This is a genomic window from Lactobacillus kitasatonis DSM 16761 = JCM 1039 (assembly GCF_000615285.1).
Classification (GTDB): Bacteria; Bacillota; Bacilli; order Lactobacillales; family Lactobacillaceae; genus Lactobacillus; species Lactobacillus kitasatonis.
Genome location: NZ_BALU01000001.1, coordinates 21628 through 47751 on the forward strand (window position 1 = coordinate 21628; position 26124 = coordinate 47751).

At 36.5% G+C, this 26124-nt stretch carries 28 protein-coding genes and 8 pseudogenes; 4 read left to right on the forward strand and 32 right to left on the reverse strand.

Going from position 1 to position 26124, the window contains the following annotated elements:
* Positions 1-28: 28 nt before the first annotated feature.
* Positions 29-394, forward strand: coding sequence for a pyridoxamine 5'-phosphate oxidase family protein (locus JCM1039_RS00125; protein ID WP_025014143.1), 366 nt, complete (start codon positions 29-31; stop codon positions 392-394).
* Positions 395-456: 62 nt separating this feature from the next.
* Here JCM1039_RS00125 and JCM1039_RS12795 read toward each other — a convergent pair whose 3' ends face one another.
* From JCM1039_RS12795 to JCM1039_RS00165, 8 genes and pseudogenes are all read right to left on the reverse strand, one after another.
* Positions 457-723, reverse strand: a complete 267-nt coding sequence (locus JCM1039_RS12795) for a DUF4767 domain-containing protein (RefSeq protein WP_081775120.1) — start codon at positions 721-723, stop codon at positions 457-459.
* A pseudogene (locus JCM1039_RS12800) lies at positions 713-850 on the reverse strand (DUF4767 domain-containing protein); the annotation flags it as partial. The pseudogene JCM1039_RS12800 and the gene JCM1039_RS12795, both read right to left, overlap by 11 nt.
* A 15-nt stretch (positions 851-865) precedes the next feature.
* Entirely contained in the window at positions 866-1084 is a 219-nt protein-coding gene (locus JCM1039_RS00140) for a hypothetical protein (protein WP_155831074.1), read from the reverse strand.
* A gap of 67 nt (positions 1085-1151) precedes the next feature.
* Complete coding sequence (locus JCM1039_RS12460; RefSeq protein ID WP_025014146.1) at positions 1152-2153, reverse strand: hypothetical protein; 1002 nt, start codon at positions 2151-2153, stop codon at positions 1152-1154.
* Between the two features lie 99 nt (positions 2154-2252).
* The gene (locus JCM1039_RS00150) at positions 2253-3047 is read right to left on the reverse strand and encodes a metal ABC transporter permease (RefSeq protein ID WP_025014147.1); all 795 of its coding nucleotides are present in this window, start codon (positions 3045-3047) and stop codon (positions 2253-2255) included.
* Entirely contained in the window at positions 3047-3694 is a 648-nt protein-coding gene (locus tag JCM1039_RS00155; RefSeq protein WP_025014148.1) for a metal ABC transporter ATP-binding protein, read from the reverse strand. The genes JCM1039_RS00150 and JCM1039_RS00155 overlap by 1 nt, the downstream gene beginning before the upstream one ends.
* A 35-nt stretch (positions 3695-3729) precedes the next feature.
* A complete protein-coding gene (locus JCM1039_RS00160) occupies positions 3730-4623 on the reverse strand; it encodes a metal ABC transporter solute-binding protein, Zn/Mn family (protein ID WP_025014149.1) in 894 nt (297 codons plus the stop codon).
* A 243-nt stretch (positions 4624-4866) separates the two neighbouring features.
* A complete protein-coding gene (locus JCM1039_RS00165) occupies positions 4867-5145 on the reverse strand; it encodes an ArsR/SmtB family transcription factor (RefSeq protein WP_013438654.1) in 279 nt (92 codons plus the stop codon).
* A 142-nt stretch (positions 5146-5287) separates the two neighbouring features.
* On the opposite strand from JCM1039_RS00165, the gene JCM1039_RS00170 reads away from it, so the two are divergent.
* Positions 5288-5725, forward strand: a complete 438-nt coding sequence (locus JCM1039_RS00170; protein ID WP_025014150.1) for a LytTR family DNA-binding domain-containing protein — start codon at positions 5288-5290, stop codon at positions 5723-5725.
* A 1-nt stretch (position 5726) separates the two neighbouring features.
* Positions 5727-6130 (forward strand): annotated as a pseudogene (locus JCM1039_RS10025) (DUF3021 domain-containing protein).
* A 203-nt stretch (positions 6131-6333) separates the two neighbouring features.
* On the opposite strand, the gene JCM1039_RS00180 reads toward JCM1039_RS10025, so the two are convergent.
* From JCM1039_RS00180 to JCM1039_RS12480, 19 genes and pseudogenes are all read right to left on the reverse strand, one after another.
* A complete protein-coding gene (locus JCM1039_RS00180) occupies positions 6334-8337 on the reverse strand; it encodes a PTS fructose transporter subunit IIABC (RefSeq protein WP_025014151.1) in 2004 nt (667 codons plus the stop codon).
* Positions 8338-8362: 25 nt separating this feature from the next.
* Complete coding sequence (pfkB, locus tag JCM1039_RS00185) at positions 8363-9277, reverse strand: 1-phosphofructokinase (RefSeq protein ID WP_025014152.1); 915 nt, start codon at positions 9275-9277, stop codon at positions 8363-8365.
* Position 9278: 1 nt separating this feature from the next.
* A pseudogene (locus JCM1039_RS10030) lies at positions 9279-10033 on the reverse strand (DeoR/GlpR family DNA-binding transcription regulator).
* A gap of 307 nt (positions 10034-10340) precedes the next feature.
* Positions 10341-11555 (reverse strand): ABC transporter permease, encoded by a 1215-nt coding sequence (locus JCM1039_RS00195; RefSeq protein ID WP_025014153.1) that lies wholly within the window; start codon positions 11553-11555, stop codon positions 10341-10343.
* Positions 11548-12444 (reverse strand): ABC transporter ATP-binding protein, encoded by an 897-nt coding sequence (locus JCM1039_RS00200; protein WP_025014154.1) that lies wholly within the window; start codon positions 12442-12444, stop codon positions 11548-11550. Before JCM1039_RS00200 ends, JCM1039_RS00195 begins: the two co-directional genes overlap by 8 nt.
* Positions 12445-12761: 317 nt before the next feature.
* Entirely contained in the window at positions 12762-12959 is a 198-nt protein-coding gene (locus JCM1039_RS00210) for a hypothetical protein (protein ID WP_025014156.1), read from the reverse strand.
* Between the two features lie 19 nt (positions 12960-12978).
* Positions 12979-13233: a hypothetical protein gene (locus JCM1039_RS12465; protein WP_244438027.1), complete on the reverse strand. Its 255-nt coding sequence runs from the start codon at positions 13231-13233 to the stop codon at positions 12979-12981.
* Complete coding sequence (locus JCM1039_RS12470) at positions 13230-13400, reverse strand: hypothetical protein (RefSeq protein WP_244438028.1); 171 nt, start codon at positions 13398-13400, stop codon at positions 13230-13232. The genes JCM1039_RS12465 and JCM1039_RS12470 overlap by 4 nt, the downstream gene beginning before the upstream one ends.
* A gap of 26 nt (positions 13401-13426) precedes the next feature.
* The gene (locus JCM1039_RS00220) at positions 13427-13621 is read right to left on the reverse strand and encodes a hypothetical protein (RefSeq protein ID WP_025014157.1); all 195 of its coding nucleotides are present in this window, start codon (positions 13619-13621) and stop codon (positions 13427-13429) included.
* A gap of 132 nt (positions 13622-13753) precedes the next feature.
* Positions 13754-13963 (reverse strand): helix-turn-helix domain-containing protein, encoded by a 210-nt coding sequence (locus JCM1039_RS00225; protein ID WP_003549779.1) that lies wholly within the window; start codon positions 13961-13963, stop codon positions 13754-13756.
* Positions 13964-13977: 14 nt separating this feature from the next.
* On the reverse strand, positions 13978-14517 hold the full coding sequence (locus JCM1039_RS00230; protein ID WP_025014158.1) for a hypothetical protein: 540 nt from the start codon (positions 14515-14517) through the stop codon (positions 13978-13980).
* Positions 14518-14521: 4 nt separating this feature from the next.
* The gene (locus JCM1039_RS00235; RefSeq protein WP_025014159.1) at positions 14522-14704 is read right to left on the reverse strand and encodes a hypothetical protein; all 183 of its coding nucleotides are present in this window, start codon (positions 14702-14704) and stop codon (positions 14522-14524) included.
* A 181-nt stretch (positions 14705-14885) separates the two neighbouring features.
* Entirely contained in the window at positions 14886-15254 is a 369-nt protein-coding gene (locus JCM1039_RS00240; protein WP_025014160.1) for a hypothetical protein, read from the reverse strand.
* 88 nt (positions 15255-15342) lie between these two features.
* Entirely contained in the window at positions 15343-15558 is a 216-nt protein-coding gene (locus JCM1039_RS00245) for a hypothetical protein (RefSeq protein WP_025014161.1), read from the reverse strand.
* A gap of 195 nt (positions 15559-15753) precedes the next feature.
* A pseudogene (locus tag JCM1039_RS10040) lies at positions 15754-16556 on the reverse strand (LytR/AlgR family response regulator transcription factor).
* Entirely contained in the window at positions 16549-17877 is a 1329-nt protein-coding gene (locus JCM1039_RS00255; protein ID WP_025014162.1) for a sensor histidine kinase, read from the reverse strand. Before JCM1039_RS00255 ends, JCM1039_RS10040 begins: the two are co-directional and overlap by 8 nt.
* Positions 17865-17996, reverse strand: a complete 132-nt coding sequence (locus JCM1039_RS12805) for a bacteriocin-like peptide, LSEI_2386 family (RefSeq protein ID WP_005720990.1) — start codon at positions 17994-17996, stop codon at positions 17865-17867. The genes JCM1039_RS00255 and JCM1039_RS12805 overlap by 13 nt, the downstream gene beginning before the upstream one ends.
* A gap of 117 nt (positions 17997-18113) precedes the next feature.
* Positions 18114-18977: an ATP-binding protein gene (locus tag JCM1039_RS12905; RefSeq protein ID WP_306305423.1), complete on the reverse strand. Its 864-nt coding sequence runs from the start codon at positions 18975-18977 to the stop codon at positions 18114-18116.
* Positions 18963-19510, reverse strand: a pseudogene (locus JCM1039_RS12480) (AAA family ATPase); the annotation flags it as partial. The pseudogene JCM1039_RS12480 and the gene JCM1039_RS12905, both read right to left, overlap by 15 nt.
* Before the next feature lie 291 nt (positions 19511-19801).
* Between JCM1039_RS12480 and JCM1039_RS10050 the strand changes: the two are divergent.
* A pseudogene (locus tag JCM1039_RS10050) lies at positions 19802-21347 on the forward strand (transposase).
* Between the two features lie 71 nt (positions 21348-21418).
* Here the strand turns inward: JCM1039_RS10050 and JCM1039_RS10055 are convergent.
* From JCM1039_RS10055 to JCM1039_RS10060, 5 genes and pseudogenes are all read right to left on the reverse strand, one after another.
* Positions 21419-21862 (reverse strand): annotated as a pseudogene (locus tag JCM1039_RS10055) (IS66 family transposase); the annotation flags it as partial.
* A 123-nt stretch (positions 21863-21985) separates the two neighbouring features.
* On the reverse strand, positions 21986-22333 hold the full coding sequence (gene tnpB, locus JCM1039_RS00280) for an IS66 family insertion sequence element accessory protein TnpB (RefSeq protein ID WP_025014163.1): 348 nt from the start codon (positions 22331-22333) through the stop codon (positions 21986-21988).
* A 345-nt stretch (positions 22334-22678) separates the two neighbouring features.
* On the reverse strand, positions 22679-25120 hold the full coding sequence (locus JCM1039_RS00290; protein ID WP_025014164.1) for an SLAP domain-containing protein: 2442 nt from the start codon (positions 25118-25120) through the stop codon (positions 22679-22681).
* 26 nt (positions 25121-25146) lie between these two features.
* Positions 25147-25311 carry a YSIRK-type signal peptide-containing protein gene (locus JCM1039_RS11795; protein ID WP_081775122.1) on the reverse strand — a complete coding sequence of 55 codons (165 nt, stop codon included), beginning with the start codon at positions 25309-25311 and terminating at the stop codon, positions 25147-25149.
* 279 nt (positions 25312-25590) lie between these two features.
* Positions 25591-25989 (reverse strand): annotated as a pseudogene (locus tag JCM1039_RS10060) (helix-turn-helix domain-containing protein); the annotation flags it as partial.
* Positions 25990-26124: the final 135 nt, after the last annotated feature.

A 26124-nucleotide genomic window follows, 5' to 3' on the forward strand; every position in this document is an offset into this window, starting at 1 on the left:
ACAATAAGTCAAATACAGGAGGCACAATATGAAAAAATTAGACTCAACTAAACTTACTGACGAACAAATCGAATTCTTCAAGACCCACTTAGCTTACCTTTCAACCGTTGATAAGAACGGTGAACCACAAATTGGTCCTAAGCAATCAATGAAGGTGCGTGATAACGGTCACTTGCAATACCTTGAAAAGACTAAAGCACACGCTTACGAGAACTTAAAGAACGGTTCTAAGGTTGCTGTTGTGGTTGCTGACGTTCCATCACACACTAACGTCCGTATCAAGGGTACTGCTCATATTCACGAAGATGACGATTACCAAAAGAAGATCGCAACTGAAGGCGGCGCACCTGCTGCTTACGTTGTAGACATCGACATCGAAGAAATCTACGAATAATTTTTCCATCAAAATAACCAGGCTGAGTTTTCAGTCTGGTTATTTTTTGTATTTTTTATTTATTAATAATTGCCATCATAGATATTCGCAAACGCCGTTCTAACTTCTTGATTGACAGTTTCCTTCACCATGCAATCAGAACCATTAGTGGTTTGATCAACTAAGGCAACCGGCTGTCCATCATGAACGCTGAGCAAATAAGTGACGTGTTGTTCAGGATTACCGACGTTGCAGTTAAAGATAGAAACTACGTGATAATCGTAATCCTTCTTCAAAGATGGATCCCAACCGATATCAATGGTCTCTGTCTTTTTGCAATTAATCAGAATACAGCTTGAAAGTACGCTTACTTAAATCATCAGGATACTTTTCTCCAGCCAAAGTTGTGATTGGTTCTTGACCATTATATTCCTTGTATTTCTGCTTCATCTTGGTGCCAAATTGATTCATAAAATTGTAAAGATGTGTTTCTTAGGCAATAGTCGAACCTGATTGATTGGATTTACTACTTTGATCATCACTGCTACTTTCTTCGCTACTTGATGATTGAGACGTAGATGAAGAATTAGAGTCAGAATCGTTATGAGAAACATGACGAATACGTAGTTGGGCTTTTTTAGTTGTTTTACTTGTAGTAACTTCAGATGCAGAGTTAGATGATTTTTCACTTTGAACGGTGAGATATACCATAACTCCTGCCGCTACAACTAAGACACAGGCAACTATAATTAGGCAGACTTTTCTTACTTTGCTCATTTTAATTCTTAGCTTCCTCTTCTGCTTGTTTATTCAACTTTTTACTAATCTGCTTCATCTGAGACTTGTTGTATTCTAAGCCTTGCAGAATTTGATCAACGTCATTCTTGTATGGTGAATACTTTTTAATAATCTCAGCCTTCGATTTATACTTCTTAGGGCCATCCATACCTAAGTTAGCACCACCTGGTTGGACTCCAATTCTATCTGTATCGTTTATGTAGTAATTTGTGTAAGCAGAAGTACTAAAGCTACCAGCAATGCCGTAATAAGCTTGGCCTTTATGTGTTCCGTGATATAGACCACTTAAATAGTCTTGACCACTACTCGTTACATAGTCCGGTGCTTGCTGCTTTTTAATAGTAGATTCAATCTTTGAAATTTTCTGCGGAATATCTGATGAAGAATTGTAGTCATCAATAAAGACAGCTACTGCCAATTCTTGATCGCTCAAATTTGCTTCTTGTTTGCTAGATGAAGAATTGCTACTACCACTACTTATGGCCTTGGTCATCTTTTGAATTTGACTAGCATATGCGCCAAATTTGTTCTTCAATTCTGTCTTTGCTGTCGTAAAATCACCATCACCAGTGACTTTTACATCGCTGTCTTCTACGACAACATTGACGCTGCCAAATTTATTACCCAGTTGATAATTTGTATCGCCGCTCTTAGTAGCCTTAAGATCGCCATTTGTTAAATCTTCGCCTACATCATTAACTAAATCAGCAGTATTTTTAATGTGACGGCTTTGCACATAGTTATCATGCGCATAAGCCATGTAGCCCATTAATATCCACTCGTCATTAGAAAATTGCGCTGTAATATTATCAGTATTGCGCATCCCTTTTTTCGAATTACTCGTCTTCTGCTTTTGAATTCGTAATCCACTTCTATTTTTAGTTGGTGTAACGCTTTGCTTTTGTTGTCTTGTAAAAATCACGCCAAAGCACACGAAAATAACTGCGATACTTGCTACAATTATCGCAATCCACTTCTTCATTCCTATCTTCCCCCTTGTCAAACAGTTTGGATTTTAGCACCAAAAAACGCATTAAGAAAGATTACTTCTTAATGCGTTTTACCGATTTTATTTTATTTTTTAACGGTGCTTAATGACGTGAACCATGTAAGCAACCAAGTAAATTACCACTTCAATCGCTGCGATGAAGAAGGTTACTGGCCAGTTAGTGATGAAGCCTAAGTAAAGTCCGGCCCAAACACCGATTAAGGCAAAGCCAATCGACCAGCCGATCATTGCGGGGATCGTTTTACCGATATAACGAGCTGTTGATGATGGCAATGTTAGCAAAATAAACACTAGCAACGAACCAACGATTTGTGCACCGATTGCGACAGACATGGCCATCGCAACAAGGAAGACGATACCGACAAAACCAGTGTGGATGCCGTGTGCGGCAGCACCGATATGGTCAAATGAATCGAAATTCAAACTTCTTTGTACTAAAAGGATCATCAACAAAACGATGATGGACAAGATAACCAATTGGGTTACGCCTTGTCGATCAACACCAATGATACTACCGAACAAGATGTTCGTTGCGTAACGGCTGTTTGAGCCTGAGATCGCTAGGAATAAAACACCTAAACCAATAAATAGTGCGGAAATCGCACTAATTGACGATTCCTTTTGATCGCTGTGCATTGAAAGTTCACCAACACCGATCGCACCCAGCAAGGTGAACAAGAGCATCCCCCATAACGGCGCAATACCGATGAACACCGCAAAAGCAGCACCAGCAAAGCCGATTTCTGACAAAGTGTGAGCCAAGAATGCATAGCTACGTGCTACAACATAAACTCCGACCACACCACAGGTGATTGCAATAAAAGTACTTGCTAAGAAGGCATAACGCATGAATTCATATTGAAACATTATTCGAAGTCCTCCTTAAAGTCTTTCATCTTTCCTTGTCTGATCGTCTCTTTATTCAAGTACAGATAATCGCTCATGTACTTTTTAGCCAGCGGAATATCGTGCGTTACAAACAACACGGTAATCTTGTGCTCTTGGTTCAAGTGCTTGATCAGGCCCATTAATTCTTCCTTAGCAGCAGGATCTAGGCTCGCTGTGGCTTCATCCAGGATAATCATGTTAGGATGATCCAACAATGCTTGCGCTAAGTAGGCACGCTGCTTTTGTCCACCTGAAGCCTCACCCATCCGAGTATTTTGGATTTGTTCTAGATGCATTTCGGTTATCTGGCGATCAATTTGCTCCTTTACTTTTTTAACTTTAAAAAGTGGAGCATTTAATTCAATAAAGGCGCGAATTGAGAGAGGATATTCTGAGTCAATATTTCTAAATTGCGGAACATAGCCTAACTTCACATCTGATGAGAATTTATAGCTACCACCCGTTGGTGTAAGCAGCCCCATCAGAATCTTAATCAAAGTAGTTTTTCCCGTTCCGTTTGGGCCGAGAAGAGCAGTCATTGAGCCATCTTCAAGTTGAAAATTCAAGTCTTTGAAGACGGTCTTTGTATCAAATCTCATTGAAAGGTCATTCACATCTAAAATCAATTTAGCATCCCCTTTACTCGCTAAATTAGTTTCGCTTATTTCTTACTAATATTAGCTAAATTCTGATAATTTTCTTTCATCCAATCCAAGTAAGTAGTATGATTTGGAATTGTTTCTCGTACGCTAAGCACTGGCACACCGTTTTTCTTTGCTAATTTAACAAAAGTCTTAACGGTTGAGCTGCTTGCTTGGGTGTTGTTAACGAAGAAAGCAATCTTCTTATCTTCAATTTCTTTAGTCATCTTATTGATAGTCTTAGGACTTGGGTCAGTACCATTTTGAACTGCCTTTTCAAAGTCCTTGTCGCCTACCTTATAACCTGCTTCTTCTAAAGCATAGTCAAAGACTGGTTCACTTACGAAGACTGGTTTGTCGGTCTTGTTGCCCTTTTTAGCAAGCTTTCGAATTTGATCAATTTTAGCTAAATATTTTTGACCATTAGCCTTAAAATAAACAGCATGCTTAGGTTGCAACTTTGACAAGCGCTTAACTAAATAGTTCACGTACTTAGTTGGCATATTTAAATTGTACCAAATGTGAGGATTGTCGCCCTTCTTCAGGTGCATCAGATCTTCACCCACTAACACTGTTTTTTTATTAACAGAACTGGCCAATTTATTCATCCAGCTGTCATAGCCTAGGCCATTAGCCACGATAATGTTAGCTTTAGTTAAATTCTTGGCATCTGCCGTAGTTGGCTCAAAATCGTGCGGATCAGTTGCACTGTTTTTAATAATTGCCTGAACATCGCCGTATTTGCCTGCAACATTCTTAGCAATATCAGCATAAACGTTAGTAGACGCCACAATTAACACTTTGCCATTACTACTAGTAGACTTTTGCTTATTAGAACAAGCCGAAACCAGCAACATGACTGCACCAATTAAGCTCAAAATAAAAAAATAATGTGTAATTCTAGATTTTTGCATAAAAAACCTCCATAACAAAAAAAGCATTTAAATCAGAATTTCAGCAATTTTTCTGATTTAAAGTAAGCATAAGCTAGTTTCTATAAGGTGTCAACATTTTAATAGAAAGACAAATAGCACCAAGGTTCATTAACCCTGATGCTATCGCTTTTAATTAAGTCTTTAAAAAATTTGCTGAAATAATTTAAATGCTTTTTCTAGAATTACATCATTATATAAACATATTTTTATATGCTTGTCAAACTAAAACTCGCCATTTGCGTGTTGTCTCAAAACATCCAGAATTTTGATGATGTGGTTATCAAACAATTGATAGTACTTCTCTTGTTTGACACGTTTACTTTTCACCAATCTTGCTTCCTCTAAAATTCTTAGATGTCGTGAAATTGCTGGTTGGCTAACATCGAATTGTTTAACTAAGTTATTGACGCTGCTTTCCTTGTGGTCATTCAAATAATAAAGAATTTGAATACGAATTGGATGATTCAGCGCTCTAGTAATTCGAATAATCTGATCGTTCAATTTCTTTTCCACCTATCGTTAGTCTTAATCTATTATAATCTTTATTTTACCGATTATCTGCCCTTTTCAACCGATAACTTCGGAAAACAAGTAATCTCTAACTAATTAACGTATACTTCAAAGTGAAATGAGGCCGAGATAAATGAAATTCAAACTACTGGTCAATCCTCAAAAAGAAGAATTAGTTCAAGCACAGGTCCACCAAGAAAATGATTTTACTCAAGAACTCAAAAAGTTTGTCTTGACCAACGGCAGTTCCAATCAGTTGCTTGCCTATGACGATAAAGATGTAATCACTTTATCACTTGACAAAATTGCACTAATTACAATTATCGATAATAAAACTTACGCTATTTGTACTAACAAAAAACAATATCAAATTAAAAAGCGAATTTATCAATTAGTGGAAGAGTTGCCCAAATATTTTTGGCGTATTAATAAATCAAGTATCGTTAATCGTTATCAAATTAGCCGTTTCGAAGAAACACAAACAGCTGGCGTAAATATCATCGTGAAGAACGGTCTAATCGATTACGTTTCACGCAGATGTTTTGCCAAAATCAGAAAGGAACTGGGTTAACATAAAAAAATTTATTAAAGACTTTGCTCTTCGCGGAATGATTACTGCATGCTTTGGCCCATTAATCTTAGTTTCAATTTATCTAGGATTACAGCTCTTTCACGTGATTACAAGTATTCCTGTTACCCAAGTAAATTTAAATATTGTTTCAAGCTTAATTTTAGCTTTTATTGCCGGGGGAATAAGTGCTATTTTCAACGTAGAACAGATCTCATTAGGCGTTCCAACTTTAATGTTATTTATTTTGACTACCTAGTTATTTACCTGATCAATAATTGGATTAAAGCCCAATTTATTCCTCTACTTATTTTCACAATTATTTATATCATTGGCTATTTAATTATTTGGACAATTATTTATCGCAAAGTTAAATCACAAGTGAAGCAAATTAATCAAAAACTATAAATGAAGCACTCCTATCTGGAGTGCTTTTTGAGTACAAAAAAACGCTACCCTCATGGGCAGCGCAAAACATAACAGAGTATCTTGATTTAAGTAGAGATCATCAAGATGCTTTTATTATAATACGTTTTTTACACTTTTTATTAAAAAACATATTATAACTTAAATTATTTAACTATTTATTTTATATATTTTTTCTAATAATATTATTCGTTAGGATCTTCCTTAACATTCTTCTTCCAGAAACTCATGATCAAACCGGCTATGATTGAACCGATGATAGTAGCTAAGAAGTAGTAAAGAATGTGCATAGGTCCACCGATATTACCTGCAAGTGGTGATACCCAAAGACCACCGTGAGGAGCAGGAACACCAACGTGCCATAAACCAACTAAGGCACCACCAACGGCTGAACCGATGATACATGAAGGAATTACGTGACCTGGGTCAGCTGCAGCAAATGGAATTGCACCTTCAGTAATGAATGAGAATCCTAATACCCAGTTAGAAACACCGGCACGACGTTCTTCAACTGTGTACTTGTTCTTGAAGAATGTAGTACCAATAGCAGTAGCAAATGGAGGAACCATACCACCAACCATTACGGCAGCCATTAAAATAGCAGCAGTAGTTGAGTGTGGGTCGTTAGCAAATGCACCTGATGCAAAGACGTATGCAGCCTTGTTGAAAGGACCACCCATATCGATTGACATCATACCTGCCAAGATAGTAGTAAGAAGTACCAAGTTACCAGTACCCATGCTGTTCAAGAAGTGGGTAATTGCAAAGTTGATTCCACTGAAGATTGGGTTAATAATGTAGAACATAATTGCTGCAATGAAGAGCAAGCCCAAAATTGGGTAGAACAACATTGGCTTCATACCTTCAACTGAGTGAGGCAAGTTAGCAAATGCTTTCTTCAAACCAACCATCAAGTAACCAGCAATGAAACCAGCGGCAATACCACCTAAGAATCCAGCTGGTGAAGTTGCGTGAGCTTGAACGTTAACTTGGAATTGACCGTTAGCGATAGAAGCCATGTAACCACCAACGAAACCTGGCATCAATGCTGGCAAGTCACCGATTGATTCAGCGATGTAAGCTGAAAGAACTGGAACCATGAATGCGAAGGCTAAGTTACCCGCGTTGTTCAAGAAAATAAATGCAGGAGTCTTTGCACCACCACCGTAGTTTTCTACGATGAAGGAGATAGCCATTAAGATACCACCACCGATAACGAATGGAAGCATGTGGCTAATACCGTTCATTAAGTTCTTGTAAATACCTGCCCATACGCCTGGCTTTTCAGTACTTGATGATGATTCTTCTGACTTGTCAGATGCACTTGCGTGGTAAACATCTGCCTTGCCATCCATAATGTCAGCGATCAATTCGCCTGGCTTGTTGATACCATCAACAACTGGGTGGTTAACTAAAGGCTTGCCGTCAAAACGTGGCATGTCAACTTTCTTATCAGATGCAATAATTACACCCTTAGCACGCTTGATTTCATCTGGAGTAAGCTTATCCTTAACACCTTCAGAACCGTTAGTTTCGATTCTAACTTCGATGCCGCGCTTTTTACCTTCCTTAATCAAGGCTTCTTGAGCCATGTAAGTGTGGGCAATACCGTTAATACATGCAGTAACACCGACAATTAATGGCTTGTTATCGTCATCATCATTCTTACCTTCAGCCTTAGCAGCTTCCTTAGCTTTCTTAGCTTCAGCTGCCTTCTTGTCTTCTTCATCCTTCTTAGCTTCGGCCTTTTCAAAAAGATCGATAACTTCTTCAGGAGTCTTAGTAGCCTTAAGTTTTTCAACTAAATCTGGATCGATCAATAAACCAGAAAGCTTAGCTAAAGCTTGAAGGTGAGTATTATCAGCACCAGCTGGTGCAGTGATCATGAAGAATAAGTGAACTGGTTGACCATCAAGTGAGTTGTAGTCAATACCTTCCTTACTCTTGGCAAACAATACACGAGCCTTGTTAATTGACTTGTTACGTGCGTGTGGCATCGCAATTCCGCCACCGATACCAGTAGTTGATTCATTTTCACGGTCCCAAATGGACTTGATAAATGCATCTTCGTCATTAACGATATCGGTTGCAACTTCAAGGTCAGTCATTTCCTTAATGGCATCTTCTTTGTTAGTAGCTTTGAGCTCCATGATCATGGATTCAGGGCTTAAAATGTCCTTAATTCTCATATGTCTTTCCCCTCGTATTTAAAAATTAAGAAATTTGTTCAACCTTAATTTGTGGCAATACTGCATCGATTTGGCTCTTAACTGCGATGTCCTTAGTAAAGGCAGTAGCAGCACCACAAGCCATACCAATTCTGAAGCCTTCCTTTGGATCACCAGTCTTGTAGTAAGTACCAACGAAACCAGCGATCATTGAGTCACCAGCACCTACTGAGTTAACAGCAGTACCAACAGCACCCTTAGCATGGTATACGTGGTCTTGAGTCAAGAGGAAGCCACCTTCACCAGCCATTGAAACCATTACGTTTTGTGCACCCTTTTCAAGCAACTTTTGTGCGTATTCAAGCATTACGTCGCTTGAGTCAAAGGTTACGCCAAACAAGTCAGCTAATTCATGGTGGTTAGGCTTAATTACTAATGGATGGTATTCCAAAGTATCAAGAAGAGCTTGACCAGTAGTATCAACTACGAATTCAGCGCCAGCTTCCTTAATAGTTGGAAGAAGTGATTGATAGAAATCAGTAGGAAGACTTGGAGTAAGTGATCCACTCATTACTACGATGTCGCCCTTTTTCAAGTCGTTCAAACGATCCTTGAAAGCAACGATTTCTTGGTTAGTAATGTCAGGACCAGCTGCGTTAATTTCAGTTTCCTTTTCTGCGTGGATCTTAACGTTCACACGAGTGTTGTCTGAAATAGTAACGAAGTCACTTTCGATTCTCTTTTGGTTCAATTGACGAACCAATTCCTTACCGGTGAAGCCACCAACAAAGCCCCAGGCAGTGTTGTCTACATCTAATTGGTTAAGGATTTGAGAAACGTTAATTCCTTTACCCCCTGCTAAAAATGAATCATTGTTAGTTCTGTTAACTTCCCCGCGGTTAACTTTTTCCAATTGAAGAACATAGTCAAGAGCTGGGTTAACAGTTACTGTGTAAATCATCCTATTTTGCCTCCTCTAGATTTATATCGGCAGGTAATGCCTTTTTTTGACTTGGTTTAAGTTTATTTGTTACCACAACAACGTCGGCGGTATTAGCGAACACGGCAAAGTTCCGTTCGCCAATCTTACTGCTATCGGTTAAGACGTATGCATGTCTAGCTTGCTTAATCTCGGCTGTCTTGACTGCAGCTTCTTCGGGATCTGGCGTGGTTAAATTGCCGTTGCTTCGATTCCGTTAGCTCCGACAAAGCTAGCTGAGAAATTCATCGCCTTAATTTGACTCAAAGCAGTTTGACCGATCACGGCATGCGTGTCATCTTTGACTTCGCCACCGATTAAAATGGTCTTAATTCCATGATTCAAACTGCATAACGCGGTTTCAACTCCGTTGGTGATGATCTTTACGTTAGGAATATCAGCTAGAAATGGAACCATTTCATAAGTTGTTGTTCCTGCATCGATAAAGACGTTATCACCTTGATGAACGAAGTGCTCTGCTGCATATTTAGCAATAGCAATCTTCAATTCATGGTTCATACTAAAGCGGACGTTCTGGGAAACATCACGCGAGAAATTCTTTACTGATTGGGCACCGCCATGAACTCGCTTGAGGATGCCATTCTTCTCCATTTGAATCAGATCACGACGGATAGTTGATTCAGATGTATCAGTTAAATCGCATAACTCGCTAACGCGGCACAATTCGTGCTGATTAACGTAGTTTTCAATTAAGCTTTGGCGTTCTTGTGTCAGCATCATTTCTCACCTCGATAAATATTGTATTCGCTTTCTCCTCCAAAATCAATCATTTTTCTTCAAAAAATGTCATATTTATTTATTATCGTTCAATAAAATTCATTTATATGCAAAAAAGATGCCGTTTTTTGATTGAAACGACATCTTTTCTTCGTCATTTGGAATTATTCTTAGTCATTTTACCCTATTTGACTAAGAATTTGCAAAGATGACTAAGAAAGAGAACCAAAGATCTATTAACCTTGCAAAAGCAAAACACGCCGAATCATTATTGATTCAGCGCGTTTTACTATTAAATATATTTTGTCTAGCCTCTCAAGCTACGCTTAAAGTTTTGCCATGGGCCGACATCATCTGTTTGCAAAATCAAGTTTGGATAGATTTTTCTAATCCAGATAAATGACGCTACTGTAGCGGCTAAAGCAATTAAAGCAGAGATAGCTGCCTCTAAATTAGTTGCGTTACCCATAATTACTCTAGCCGGCATTACAAATGATGATAGAAACGGGATGTACGATAATACTTTAGCAAAAATCGTATCCCCACCTGATTGCATATTGACTGTGAACAAGAACCCGATCAACATCAATGTAGATAGTGGTCCCACCGCTTTGTTGGCATTCTCGCTTTTAGCAACCAAAGCGCCACAGAAAGCTGCAAAGATAATAAACAATACCAAGCCGATTATCGTAAACACCAATCCCCAAGAAGCCAGATTGCCAATTGCTTGATCAATCATCGGCTTATACTGTCTAAATAAATCGCTAAAGCCATCGATGTATGGGGCCGCGCAATAAACTGCCACAAAACCAACAACATAAATTAACACTTGGGTAATAATTTCACCAAAAATACCTAAAATCTTCCCAGTGAAATAATCGCCACCTGGCATACTCGAAAAGATTACTTCCATTATCTTGGTACCCTTCTCCGTAGCGATATCTTGTGCTGTTACTTGCGTATAAGTGATCACAAGCATGTACAAGATAATCAGCAAAACCCAGAAGGAAATTTGCTTAACAGGATCATTGTCAAAGCTCTTCTTCTCAACATGCTTAACTTGTTGCTTAAATTGCGCCCGCGTAGCTAAAGACTGAGTCTGTTTTGTCGTTAGCTTGGCCTTACTTAAATTCAATTGTTGCTGGGCGGTGTTTAGGCTCGTTAGCAGCTCTGATTTTAGATCACTGTCCATTTTTTCATCACTATAGTAAGTTGCAGCTAATTGATTATTCTTTTGTTCAATTAAAACATAGCCATCGATATCTTCATCTTTATACGCCTTTTTAGCCTTAGCTTCAGTGCTATAGTTGTCAAAATCTTCTGACTTTTTAATTGCTTGCTTTAAGACGGAATTAGAAGTAACTACCCCAACATAGTTGTCATCACTACCGCCAGCTGATACCATTCCGATAACAAATGAAAAGAAGACGAGTAGAAACGGTGCTAAAATCATCAACAAATATGACCAGGTTTTCACTTCTCTACGATAGGTTTCTTTTGCGACAAGCCAGATCTTATTCATGACGCGCACCTGCTTTCATTTTGAAAATCTCGTCTAAAGTTGGAGGTTCCTGGTCAAAAGTTTGAATATATTGACCATCCGAAAGCTGATTAAAAATATCCTTACCATATTTTTCGTCTGCAAGAATAAGCAGCTTCATTCCATTGTTTTGCAAAATTACATCTTTTACACCTGGCAAGGCTGATAATTCAGCAGCACTTTTGTCTGTCCTGACAAAAATTCGAGTTAAACCAAAGCTGTTCTTAATTTCATTTACTGGGCCATTCAAGACGATATGCCCATCATTGATCATTACGACGTCATCGCACAATTCTTCGACGTTACGCATATCATGATCAGAAAAAATGATTGTAGCGCCTTTTCTTTTTTCTTCCAAAATCAGCTGCTTCATTAGATCAACATTAACAGGATCTAGTCCACTGAATGGTTCATCTAAAATAATCAATTTAGGTTGATGAATTAAAGTTGCAATCATCTGTACTTTTTGTTGGTTACCTTTAGACAAAGACTTAATCTTATCCATTGGAATCCCTTTAACAGCCAAACGTGATAACCAATCAGGCAGTTCTTCTTTTATCTTTTTAGCTGGCATCCCTTTAAGGCTAGCTAAAAACACTACCTGATCTTCAATGGTTAATTTAGGCATCAAGCTTCGCTCTTCAGGCAAATAGCCAATAGTGTCATAATCTTTAGCACTAAAAGAATGACCATCAATGCTAATCTGACCATCATAATCAACAAATTTTAAAATACTATGAAAGATCGTCGACTTACCCGATCCATTTTTACCAACTAGTCCAAGAATACGCCCATCTGACACATTGAAGCTAACATCAAACAAAACCTGTGTTGACCCGAAGCTTTTATTTAGGTGTTCTATTTTTAACATAATTTTTCCTCAACTTTTTTGATATTGATTGAATATCTAAGAATAATTATCGCCAAAGAATGCAAGCATATCCAAAATATTCAGCAGTGCTTGCCGCCAATATACTTGCCAAAAATGAGGATATACCTTAGTAGATTCCCTGGTAAATTTTATTAGTTGATAACCATCTGATGTTTTGTTCCGCATTACCTGGGGAATAGTAACTAACCAACATAGTGCAATTACTATAACAATTATCATAATTATAGAAATAACTGTATTTTTCATGGCATTTATTTCTTTTTAACTTCTGCTATGGGAATTATGTGGTACATATACTAATAATTGTCGCTACCATTTTCTGCTTTAAGCTTAAAATATCCGATACTTGTATAACCTATCCAGATCAACAAGATAACAATAACAGTACATAATTTCCAAGCTGCTCCATTACCAGTAATACTAAAAATTGCGACAATTAGTGCAATAACAGAAAAAATCGCAGCTCCAGTAAATTTTTTAGCTTTTTCCAACATTATCTATCCCCTCGGCTTTTTATCTAACAAAGAGCAATCCTAGAACTACCCCATCAAAGAATTGCCATAGAGTATCGGTTGAAAAAATAGTTTTTACAATGTCGACTGATCCCCAGCTGGTTACTAAAGTAAACACTACCCCGATTGCAGCAAATAATAAGCCTGTGCCGATAAGTTGAGGAGCTATCTTCAACACTTTCTTCTGCCATGGAATCTTTGAATCTACTGTCTTGCTAACGGCCAAGTTAGCAGAAATAACGCCGCCAATTATCAAGCCAAAAGCGAATCCAATTGCAATAGATGCAATAATCTGCCAAGCCTGAAGTGACCATGATTTTTAACATACATTATCCCTAAGAAAACCAGCGGACCCGCAATTGCTCCAATTCCCATACCTTCAATAATTCGTTTGTTTTCACGAGCAAATTTTTCATTATTCATTGTTCTTACCTCAAGGAAATTTTCAGCTAATTAAACAAATCCGAAAACTTAGTCGGAATGTTGTTGTTCTTGGCGAAGTATTTCTTGAATGCACTCCCAAAACTTAATTGATCTTTTTCTCTATTTTCAAGCAAATCATGAACAGCTAATAATGCTGTAACGGCATAATTAACAGCTAAAACAATCAGTAAGCCGAGCACAATATAAATCAAGTACAGCATTTTTCTTTCCTCTAATTCAGCGATTATCTCCCAGGAAATAATCTTTTATCCTTTTAAATTAATCATATCCCCATCATTCATGTAAAAGGTAAAACCGTCCAATTCTGTCATTTTTCGGACTGATTTTGCATTTTATTCTTCATCTTTTTTATAAACTAATAAATCCCCTGGTTGACAATCCAAGACTTCACAGATCTTGCTCAACGTGTCGAAGCGAACGCCATGCGCCTTTCCTGTCTTCAGAATCGACAAGTTAGCCGGCGTGATGCCAACCTTCTCTGCCAGCTCCTTTGAAGACATCTTTCGCTTCAAGAGCATAAAATCTAGTGTCACTTCAATCATCTATATCAACCTTTCTAAATAATCGAATCCGCATCCTCCTGAACCTTCATTCCGTACTTGAATACCAAGTAAACTACGTACAATACTGCTAGGAAAAGCAAACCGGTTGTCACACCACTTGGATAAAGTACATTATTCGCATATTTAATGAACCAAGCGCGGTGAGTCATGAGCATAATGAAATCTATTATTGAAATGATGGTATATCCAGCAACTGAAATTAGTAACTTCTTGAGTAAATTCAAATTACTATCAGCAAAGTAAACTTCTTGCTTGATATTCTTAACAATTAATCTGGCATATCGACAGATTAAAAAGGCCGCAATGCTCATAAGGATCATTAAGAGCAACATAACTATTAATACTTCAACATAGCTATTAACTGATACGCCTTTTACATACATACTACTTTCAAAACCAGCACGAAAATCTGGATTTCTTATGCCAAATAATATAGCACCGCCCATAACGATCCACATAATTATTCCTATTACACAGATTATCTGGTAGATCCAAGCAAAAACTGTCAGCAAATTCAAAATAAACTTTTTCATTTTTCTATCCTCTCAAAATATAGATGATTCTGTATATAGCACTGCCAATTACACCCGTTACTCCAATTACTAATAATGTAATTCTAAGAACACTCCATGTTCCACCTAAGTTAGCAAACACTAAGATTGCCATCATTATCAGCATTCCAACGATTGAACCTATTTGTCTTTTCTTATCTGGAAGCATATCTATCCCTCTCTTCCATAAAACTATCTATCTCTTTCTCGTCTTTTATAATTATTGTATTACGATAATTTATAATTGCAATACAGAAATAAAATATTTTTTTAGGATAATAAAAAATACCAGGTCTGTCGTTAAACCAACTTGGCATTCTGTCTTATTCATATCTTATCTACGAGCTAATCTACTTGATTCTATTCACAAAGATATTCGCAATCGCTATTCCTATCCAGCCAACTATTAGTGCAAGTTTAGAATGTCCTACGTTAATTAATATCCTAGAAATAATTAGCGTAGCTATGAATACAGTGAATAAATATATAAGCCGTTTCTTCATAACCGTTTTATCTTCAGTAGCGGCTATAACAGCGGCAAATGTACCGCCTAATAATATTCCAATTAGAGCATATAAAATCATTAATACAAACACTGGAAGAATTTGTAGTGAATCTACTACACTTAGAATCACTGAGACTAGGATGCCTATAACGGCACCTATTCCCATACCGATAAATATCTTTTTATTGTCGCGGGAAATTTTGTCATCTTTCATTTTTCGCACCTCGGCATCCCTTATTTAAATATCTAATTAAATTTTCCGTTCTTAAGCTTCAGATTAATAATCTGTTTTATCTTCAAAGCTACTGCTTCTTACTCTTTTTCTTATAGTAAGAGTTCATGAAGATATTCATAAAGATAACAAAGGCTACACTTTCAACCATATTCCAAAATACTGTTCCAAAGCTTAATGTTTTGTACTGAAAATAGTCGCATACCAATCCTATTAACAGAGCCAAAATACCAGCAATGATACTTCTGTTTCTAACTTGGCGCTTGGTTAAAATTTTATTCTTCATTTTTCTCACTCCATTATTATCATGTTGAAAAATAGGAAATCTAATTTCTTTAAGTAACTACCTATCCCTATGTTTATTTACAATTAAATTTTATCTGATTTTTATCCCATGAAATTAAAAAATACCAAATCTGTCTCTTTTCGGACTGATTTGGTATTTTAGTTTTTATAATTTCCTGATCCTTAACAACATTACCTAAATTAAATTAATGTCATTATACTTTTCGATAATTTCATCATTAACAACTTTCTTATAACCGCGTGAGTACTTGATTGAAAGATTGTTGTTAAAAGTAATAGTTTGTGAGTGGGGATCGATCGCTTTAATGTTTATGGGATTTACCAAATATGATTGAGATACTTTTGTCAGAAACGGTGCTCTTTTTTCTACCTGCCCAACATTTCCCTTAAATTCGATCTCTCCATGTTTAGTAACCATATGAACTTTATGTTGTATAGTACTATTTTCAATAAAAATCACTTCATTCTCACTAACTTTAAGGATTCGGCGTCCTACTTTATAAGTGAAGTCCGCTTACTCAATTGACCCACACTAGATAAATTATCGACGGCGTTACGTAACGTTTCTTCGATACGTTGAATAATCTTATCAGACGACATAGACTTACTAATATAGTCAATTGCACCGATACGACGGCGATACGTTAATGGAGCGTACTTATCGTACGCCGTTACGAAGATGATCTGGGCATTTTCGTCATTCTTCTTGATGAATTCAGCTAAATCTACGCCATTCTTAGCTTTAGACTCTCGACTTAATTCAATATCTAAGAAGTAGATACCATTCTTAATATCATTTGTGACTATGTATCCTACCGCTTGAGCAAAATCGTTAGCAACAAACGTAACAGATTCATTTAATTCAGCGTAACCTTCATTATCATCTATTAAGTCTTGAATAGATGCATTGATATTCTTAGCCATCTGATTAGCTAAATCTTTATCGTCATCGCATACAATGATTGGGAACTTACTCATCCTCTTCACCATCTTCCGTATCAATTGTCATATAAAAGTCGAACCAGCCGTCTTGAATTGTATAAGAAATAGACATATCAGGATATTTACTCTCAATTTCCTTAATATTAGCTAATCCAAGCCCTTTATGGTCTTTCTTAGTAGTAAAGCCACGTTGTTGAATTTGACTAGTTGAGATATTTTTATTTTGGATTTTATTTCTGATTTCGAACTCAAATTCATCTGGGTCATCAGAATAGACCATTATTTGGACTTCAGCACTTCGAATATCATGCTTTTCGGCAATCAATGCTTTACTTTCCTCAATTGCATTATCGAAAGTAATGCCAATAATACGTACTAGATCGAGTTCATCTACATGGTCTGGTAAATTACGGATATTATTTCGACATTCAAAATTATATGGTATATCCAAATTATACAATTCTGTTAGCTTCGGAATAATAATGCTCTTAATTGATTTAACGTAAATGTGATTTAGGTCTTTATATTTAAGTAAGGCTTTAGAATTTAGGTTAGTTTCAGTATATTTATCTAGTTTCTGAATTACTTCTTGAACGTTACCTTCTTGCGCACTTACCTTTAAAGAATTAAGAATATTTTTGTAATCATGTCTGAAGGCGCGAAGATCATCTTCACTTTTTTCAAGATAAGAAGCATATTCTTCAAGCTGATGCTGCTGTTGCTTTAATTTTTCTTGATCCTTTTTATTTAAAAGTTTTTCTTGTACCATCGTAATTTCATGATATATAAATATAGCAAAAATAGTTTGGATAAGAATATAGAGAGAAAAGAACAAAGTTAATGGTGTAAAAGATTTGCTTTGAATATATATGATAGAGATGCTCACCGTAGAAACATAGGTATAAGCTAATATGCCTACGAAAATTTTATTATTTTGGTTTGCTAGATAATTATATATTTTTCCATTACCTAGTTTTATTGCAACTATCATCATTAGTATTAGTAAGAAACGTAGTGATAATTGGCCTATCAAAGTAAATGACATAACCTGAGTGATCATATCAGACACAATATCAACTAATAAATCTAATGTGCATACTAATATTATTGAACCAAATAGTATTTCTAATGTATTATTTTTTCTCAAATATAATACAAAAAGCAAAGTTTCAAGTATATTTGTGAAGATTACGCCAATATTACCTATAGACAATAACAACCCTAAAAAAATATTAGCAATACACAAAAATAGAATCTGTCTCTTTTTAGATCTTACTCTTGATATTTTAAAAAAACACCATACATCTGCTAAACTAGAAAAAACATTAAGAAAAAGAAATAAGACTATCTTTTCCATATATTATTCCAAAGTTTTTTACTCAAGAAATTAAAACCAACATGTGCCGTGCTTCCACCAACAACCTTAGTCAATTCTTCTTCCTTCAAAACAGTCTTTTTAACATTTTGCTTCTTCATGATATTTCATCCTTTCATGATTTTATACTCAACTTGTTTACACCTTTAATATATCATGTACTTTTAAGTAAATTAAAAAAGATACCAATTCGGTCATACTTTCGTACCGATCTGGTTTTACATTTTTTCAAACGTAAACAACTGACAATTAATTTTCTCAGCTAATTCCTGACAGCTATCCGTAAAGCCAGATTTGGAAAATAGATAATAATGCTTAATCGGATACTTAAAGATTTCACTATTTGTAATCAATTTTTCTAACACACTACGAGAGATCGGTTCATTCTTCCATTTACATTCGCCGAAATATCCATCACGTTCATCGTCAGAGAATCCTACAATATCTAACTCAACTTGTTGATGTGTTCTCTTATCGGTTCCCCACCAATTGCCCAAGTGGATAAACGGATTAGGAACAATTTTTTCATTCATATCCTGAGACCACATGAAGTCTTGACTGTATTTTTCAAACTCAGGTCCCATGAAATCAGATAGACCCTTTTGTACTTTTACCCAAGCAAGATCAGTTAAGCCACGCTCAATTAGATCGGTTTGCTTGCCAACAAAGGTATACCAGAAGCGGAACATCCCGTCACAGATACGATAAACGATATTTTTGCTTTTACTCTTCTTTTGCTCAGTAACCGGTAACTTTTTCTCAACAATACCTAAATCTATCAAATTATTCAGGTACGTGGTTAGCGGACCAGTTTGCAAGTGGGCGGATTGCGCAATTTTACTATGCTTAGAAGCACCTGAAGCTATCGCATTGATAATCGAATTATAGTTAGTTGGATCGCGTAATTCCTGTTGTAACAAGTTATTAGGCTCATCAAATAAGCGACCTGATTTAGTCAAAAAGTTTTTCTTAATATTATCCGCAACTGACATGCTGTCTGACATATAACTCAAGTATTGGGGCACACCGCCACAAACCGTATTGATGATAAAAGCATCCTCTTTACTAAGTTTTGGCAACATTTCACATGCTTCAGATAGTTTGAATGGTTCAAGCTTTAAGGCTAAAGTGCGACGACCATATAGTGGGCTTTGGTAGCCTAGGACTTGTCGCTCCATAAATGACATCGACGAACCACATAAAATCAAAAATAGGTTAGTTTCTTTGAATTCATGATCAATGTAGGATTGCAACATTGAACTAATTGTAGGGTAAGCTTTAGCCAAATAAGGAAATTCGTCAATAACCAAAATTACCCGCTGTTCTTGGGCTAAACGTGTAATTTCTTTAAAGCATTCCTCAAAATTTGCAAATTTTTCTTTTCCACCCTGATCTGTATTTTTAAAATACTAATTGCATCAGAAAAACGTTTTAGATTATCTTCCGCATTTTCTTCAAGTGCTACATAATAAATTGCCTTTTTATCTTTTAAAAACTCATTGATCAGTGAAGTCTTTCCAATTCTCCTTCGACCATAGATCACTGTAAATTGAAAATCATTTTCTTGATACGCCTGATTCAATTGCTCTAATTCTTGATGTCTACCTACAAACATAGCGCACTCCTTTTCACTACATCGTAATATACTACATTATATTATACTATAATACGATATAGTATAACGTAATGTGGTGTATTCTATTTTTGTAATAAAAATGGCCGTTACTTAGAGAAATAGCGAAGATCTTAAATTTAGTAAAAAGTGTCTGGGAAAAAACTACTTCTTGGGTATGAAAAAAGAACGATGATTTCCTATTGGATTTCATCGTTCTTTTTCTATACTTTTAGCTCCTGCCTTGATATCATTAAATCACCACAAAATAAAAACAAGAAGGTGGAAACTAACATGTACAAAAATTATATCACAGGACAAACTGCTTTAACACTTAATCTGGACTTTACTATCCCTAATAATCATTTAGCCAATACAATCAGCTGCTTTGTAGATTCCATTCCAGAAGAGCATTTTCAGGCCGAAAGATTGAATTAATGCTGGAAGAAAACCTGCCCATGATGGTACTAGCAGAGAAACAGAGAATTTCATACTATACTATCAATAACTTTAGGTCTAGTGAACATGCCAATCAGCTTATCAAGAAAAGCTTTCTCTACTTTACTAATTTGTTAGAAGCAGAAGGTCTAATCAACGAAGGTGCTGTCTTTATCGATGGTACTAAGATCGAAGCTGATGCCAATCGCTATACTTTTGTCTGGCGCAAAGCAATTGAAAAGTTTCATGAAAAGCTCAAAGGACAGGCAGTTGAATTATATGATGAATTGATTGCCAAAGAAGTTGTTAAAGCAATGGCTCAAGAAAAAGTCCAGACCAGTCAAGGCTTGACAGAACTAGCACAAGAAACCGAAGCTGAAATTGAAAAGCTGACTGAAGAAATTGAGCAAGAACCTAAAGCTATTCCTAGCGGCTCGCCTAGAAAAGCAAAAAGACGTGGTCTTAAAAGGCTGCTTCATAAATTAAGAAAAGACTACGTTCCTCGAATGAAGAAATACGAAGAAGCAGAAGAAATCTTTGCTGGACGCAACAGCTACTCCAAGACTGATCATGATGCGACTTTCATGCATATGAAAGAAGACCATATGAAGAATGGTCAGCTAAAGCCAGGCTACAATATTCAAGCTGCTACAACGGATCAATATGTAGTCGACTTTGCCTTGTACCCTAACCCAACTGACTTTAAGACATTAGAACCATTTCTAAAGCAGATGCCAACGCTAGATAAGTTCGATAAGATTGTCGCCGATGCTGGTTATGGCAGCGAGTACAACTATTCTATGCTCGAGCAAGAATATCCAGACAAAAAGTACTACATTCCTTATACCATGTATGAAAAGGAAAAGACCAGAAAATATCGCAACGATCCAACTAAGCTGGCTAACTGGTTCTATGATGAAAAAGATGATTACTATCTTGATCAAAATGGGGTCAGGTTCAACTTTAAGTACTATAGTCAGCGCCAAGATTGCTCAACTGGTCAGGTTCATAATTTTAAGGTTTATGAAGCAGATGAGTTCCAACTAACGCCAGAATTAGAACGCCTAGCCAAAACCAAAAGCGGACGTCAAAGGCAAGTACGCTACAATCCTAACTGGCAGTATTTAAAAGAAAAAGCCAAACTCATTTAAGAGGCAAAAAGAAAGTTGAAACTGATGTGGGAATAGCCTTCATGATGATGAATTTAAGCAAATATTGGAACAGAAGATGGTCAAAAGGCCAATTTTCTTTGTTCAAAAATCAAAATAGGGAGAAAAAACGATCAATCAAACTCAAATTAAGAGTTGAATTGATCGTTTTTCAGTATCTAAGGGTTAGTTATTTCCCAGACACTTTTTTGTTGAGAAAATTATTATGCGACTTTTGCATATGTTTGTCGTAAGCGTAAAAAACTGAAGTATCTTAAAACCCCACCTTGGCTTGTGCTAAGATGGAGTTAATTATATTCAAAATTTATCTGCAGCTTGCCTGCACTTGCTTTGTCCATGGCAAATAAGCCGACAGTGTTTCTTTGTCTGTCAGAGTTGATTCATTGGGTAATTTATAGAGCAAATATTTTAGATATTTTTCTGGATCTAAATCATTGCGTTTTGCAGTTTCCATCAAACTAAGAATGATAGAAGATTTGGCTCCGTTAAAACTCTGAGAGAATAACCAGTTCTTGCGCCCAATTACTAGCGTCTTGATTGCCCGTTCAGCTAAATTGTTGGATAAAACCAGTCGGCCATTTAATAAAACATGCTTGAATGTTGTTTCATGATTCAAAGAGTAAGCAAAGGCTTTTCCCAACTTGGAATTAGGCAGAGTCATTGCTTTATGTTTACGACACCAGTCAAAGAACTCTTCCATGAGTGGGGCTAGTTTCTTCTGACGTAGCTGTAGACGCTCTTGGTTAGATATTGACTTGTTTGAGGCTTCAGGCGGAACGGCTTCGAAAAATTTTCTTCTGATTTGGTTTCAGTCTTACTCATTAGGATCTTCCGCTAGATAATTTAAAGCATACCAGAAACGCACGCAAAATCAATAGAAATTGCGTGCGTTCGTTGTTTTTATTCTTGGCTCAATACAGAAGCCTTTCATTAGCCAGTCTACTTGTTCTGGTGATAAAGCCCTAACTTCGTCCTGATTGTTCGGCCAGCTCATCTTGCCACTTTCGAATCTCTTATATAAGAGCCAATAACCTTGACCATCCCAATATAAAGCTTTAAAGCGATCACGACTGCCGCCACAGAAGATAAATACCTGACCAGCAAAGGGATCTAAATCAAATTTATCTTTAACTATGGCAGCCAGGCCATCGATTCCGCGCCTCATGTCAGTTCGACCACAAACAATATAGACATGTCCTAGGTCATAGAGGTTAATCATGATAAAACCTTACTCAAAATCTTGTTCAGGATATCAGGATCAAGGGAACTATATAGATTGAGTTCAAGATAAGCTGAGCATCAAGTTATTGCGTGGTGGACGTGTCTTTTTAGACTTTTGTGGATGATCTAGAGCTACAATAGGCTGTTGTTTTTCAAGCATGTTCTTTGCCTCCTTAAGTTTATGAGCTAAGAATAGCCGAAAAATGGAAGCTAAGAAAGATACTTCAGTTTTTTACGCTTACGAATTAAACCTTTTTGTTCCAAAACAATTTTAAATATTAAGTAAATGGTTAATTAGATTCAGAACTTTGTAATTATGTGGAGAAAAAATTATGAATAGCAATTAATCCTTTTTAACATTAGCAACTTTGACATATTTATTGTTACCAATGCGATAGAACTTTTTACCTTGGATAGTAACAATCTTATCATTATCCAGTGCTAAGATTGTGTTCTTCTTCTTTAGAACAATATGCTTGTGACCTTTCTTAATGGCCTTACCGCTCTTTGTGTAAACAAAAGCGTTATGGATCAAAACTTTGCGTTTCAAAGTATTATTAACTTTGACGTATTCATTTTCTCCAATTTGGTAGAATTTCTTACCGTTGAAGGTAAAGATTTGACCATTGTTCATAGCATGAATAGTTTTACCCAATTTAAGGACAATGTTCTTACCATTTTCTTTAAGAGTAGTAATTCCATCATTTTGATAGATATAAGCATTATGAGTCAAAACAATATCAAGAGCTGGTAAAAGCTTATCAGTATCACCATTGCCTTGAATTTGTGATGAATCAGCTGAACCAGTATTAGTGATGGAGCCAGCATTATCAGTATCACTAGGGGTTTCTGGGTTAACTGACTCAGCTGGCACAGGAGCGATAGTATAAGTTACTGTTACAATTATTGGCTTATTTGGATCTGCTTGTGCTTTAGCCACAATTGCTACATTAGGTACTAAACCATCAACTTTAGGCACAGTGTAATCTCGGAAATAAACAGGATCTATAGGTGTAGAAATTGGTGTTTCTGTTTTAGTTACCCAATCTAAAATATTATTAGATGGTTTGGACCCTTTTGTAGTTAAGTCAACTTTTACTTTTTGGTTAGGTACATTAACTGTTTGTGTAACAGAATCTTGCTTTTTACCTGTATAGCCAGCTGGATAAACAAAATTAATTACACGTTTAGCCTGAATGGTCTTTGTCGGAATTGATGTATTGTTATCAAACATATAGCTCATATCAGTAACATTACTGGTTTGCCAATCTTTAAGCGGTGTTAAGTCGCTAATGTGATTTTCAGCAAACATACCGCTCATATCAGTAACCCCACTGGTTTGCCAATCTTTAAGCGGTGTTAAGTTGCTAATGTGATTTTCATCAAACATACTGCTCATATTAGTAACATGGCCTGTTTGCCAGCCTTTAAGCGGTGTTAAGTCGCTAATTTGATTACTTTGAAACATGTGGCTCATATCAGTAACATTACTGGTTTGCCAATCTTTAAGCGGTGTTAAATCACTAATGTGATTTTCCTCAAACATGTAGCTCATATTAGAAACATTAGAAACATCTAAATTAGAGCCATCAAATTTAGTAAATTTGCCTTTAGACCAAAGCGAATTAAATTTATGTCCCCAAGTGTTACTCCAATCACTGCCGATTGCTTTAACTTGTTTATTATTAGTTTTAGAAAAGGCTACCGTAGCATCTTGGGCAGTAGTTTTATCACGGAAAATTATATGCATAAAATCACTAGTAACGCCAACTTGCTTACCCGATGTGCTAATGCCCGCTTTGGCAAAATCGGCTTCGTTAGGCACAATAATATGATTAGCATCGCCAGTATAATCAGTTAATTGATAGTAATCGCCTTGGACACTGCCTTGCCAATCATTTACATTAAGCTTGCCCCATGTAGCTTCATCAAAACCGCCGTTAGTATCGTTAGCCGGTGATATTGCCTTTGATTCAGATAGCATTTTTGCATCAAGCTTTTCATCTATAGTTGAATTTAAAGCAGCTGTTTTTAGTTTATTTTCAGCAGAATCAGCAGCCGCTGGCTGTTGACTAGAAATATTTAATTTAGAATTAACTAAAACCATTTTAGTCGAATTTTGATTTGAATGGCTGTTAATCTGTGTTTGGCTAGTATTATTGCTGTCAAAACTGCTGTAAAACATATGGTCCATATCAGTCACATTAGAGACGTCTAAATTAGATCCATCAAATTTTTCAATGTCATCATCAGCAAAAGCACGATAACCGTTAGTTAATTTAGTTTTTTGGCCATCCGTTTTAGAAAATGCAACAGTTTTAGCTTTTAATGTTTGAGTCACATCACTTGAAATCTGTGTTTGTAACTTATTTTTATTTCTACCAGCTTTAGCAAAATCAGCACCGTTAGGCACAATTATATGATCATGATCTGATCCAGTATAGCCGGTAATATTTAAATGTTTACCATCTTCATAAAGCGTCCAATTATTAACATCTAGTTTACCCCAAGATGTGTCAAAGCCACCATTTGAAGCATCTGCTGAATTGGCTTTTTTCATTAAATTGGTAGCAAGTTTTTTACTAGTAAAGAAGAACTTGCTATTTTTGTTAGCCACATCCAGCGTGGTTGCATTTGATGGATTGGTGCCTCTTTGAGGTGAACTTGACGTCTCAATGCTTCTGTTCTCTGGCTTTAAACTCTGTTGACGATTGAGTTTAGCCTTGGTTTCATCAAAATTCTGGTTTGACTCTGTTTCAGCAGAACCTGGTTGGTTTGCATTCACACGAGCTTCTGCAGAAACTGTCGATTCTACAGGGTGGAAGATTTCGTTACTACAGAACTCTTAGGGGTGCTGGCTGAAACATCTGCCTTCACGCTTTGCCCCTGACTGGCAAAGAAAGCCGTGCCAATTACGACACTGGCTAAGCCAACTGAGAGCTTGCGCAAAGAAAAAATCTGTTTGTTTTCATCCATAAATATACATTCTCTTTTCGTTATTAAATTTTTTACGCATAACTGGTCGCTTTCAACTACGCTCTTAATATATATCAAAATGAAAAGCTTGAAAAGAGATTTTCACTGTTTTTTTGCGTGACAATTTTTTAATTTAGCAATGGGTGAAGTTGCTTGTCTTTGTTATACATTGTATAACAAAGTGCTCATTTCATTTTCTGTCTTCCTACAGTTGTTATCATACTACTTATATTCCTGTATGTAGATTGCTTGTCTTAGTACAAGAAAGGCAAGATAGTCCTTGTTTCTGCGTCTTTTAAGCTTCATTGGTAGATCAATATTGCTTATATCTAGCAACCCATGCTGGTGGCATCAAATTTAGCTTTGAATCGCTTAGAAAGCATCTTGAGAAAAACAGCATAATGCTTTAATGGATCCCGTTTATAGCAGTTTCTGCGTCGCTTATCATGATAGATTTGTGCAGTATCAGCGTAGTAATGCTCATAGAGCAAATAATTATGATCTCTTGACGCTACCACGTTTGATTTCGCGACTGATTGTCGACTTATGGCAGCCAACTTCTTGCGCGATAACAGTACGGGAAGTTATGCCGGAATCCAGCATTGCTTGAATTTGTCCACGTTGTACGCTGGTTAATTGATGATAGTGCTTAGAAATGCTAGAATTTGAATTGGTCATGAAGATCTTCCTTTCTTGATTTTTGGTCACTTCAAGTTTAGTTCTTCATGGCCTTTTTGTTTAACACTTAGTGTTGCACTTCAATTTTAAATCCGGGCAATTTTAATTTTTAAGAACTTAAAAGACCAATCTGGC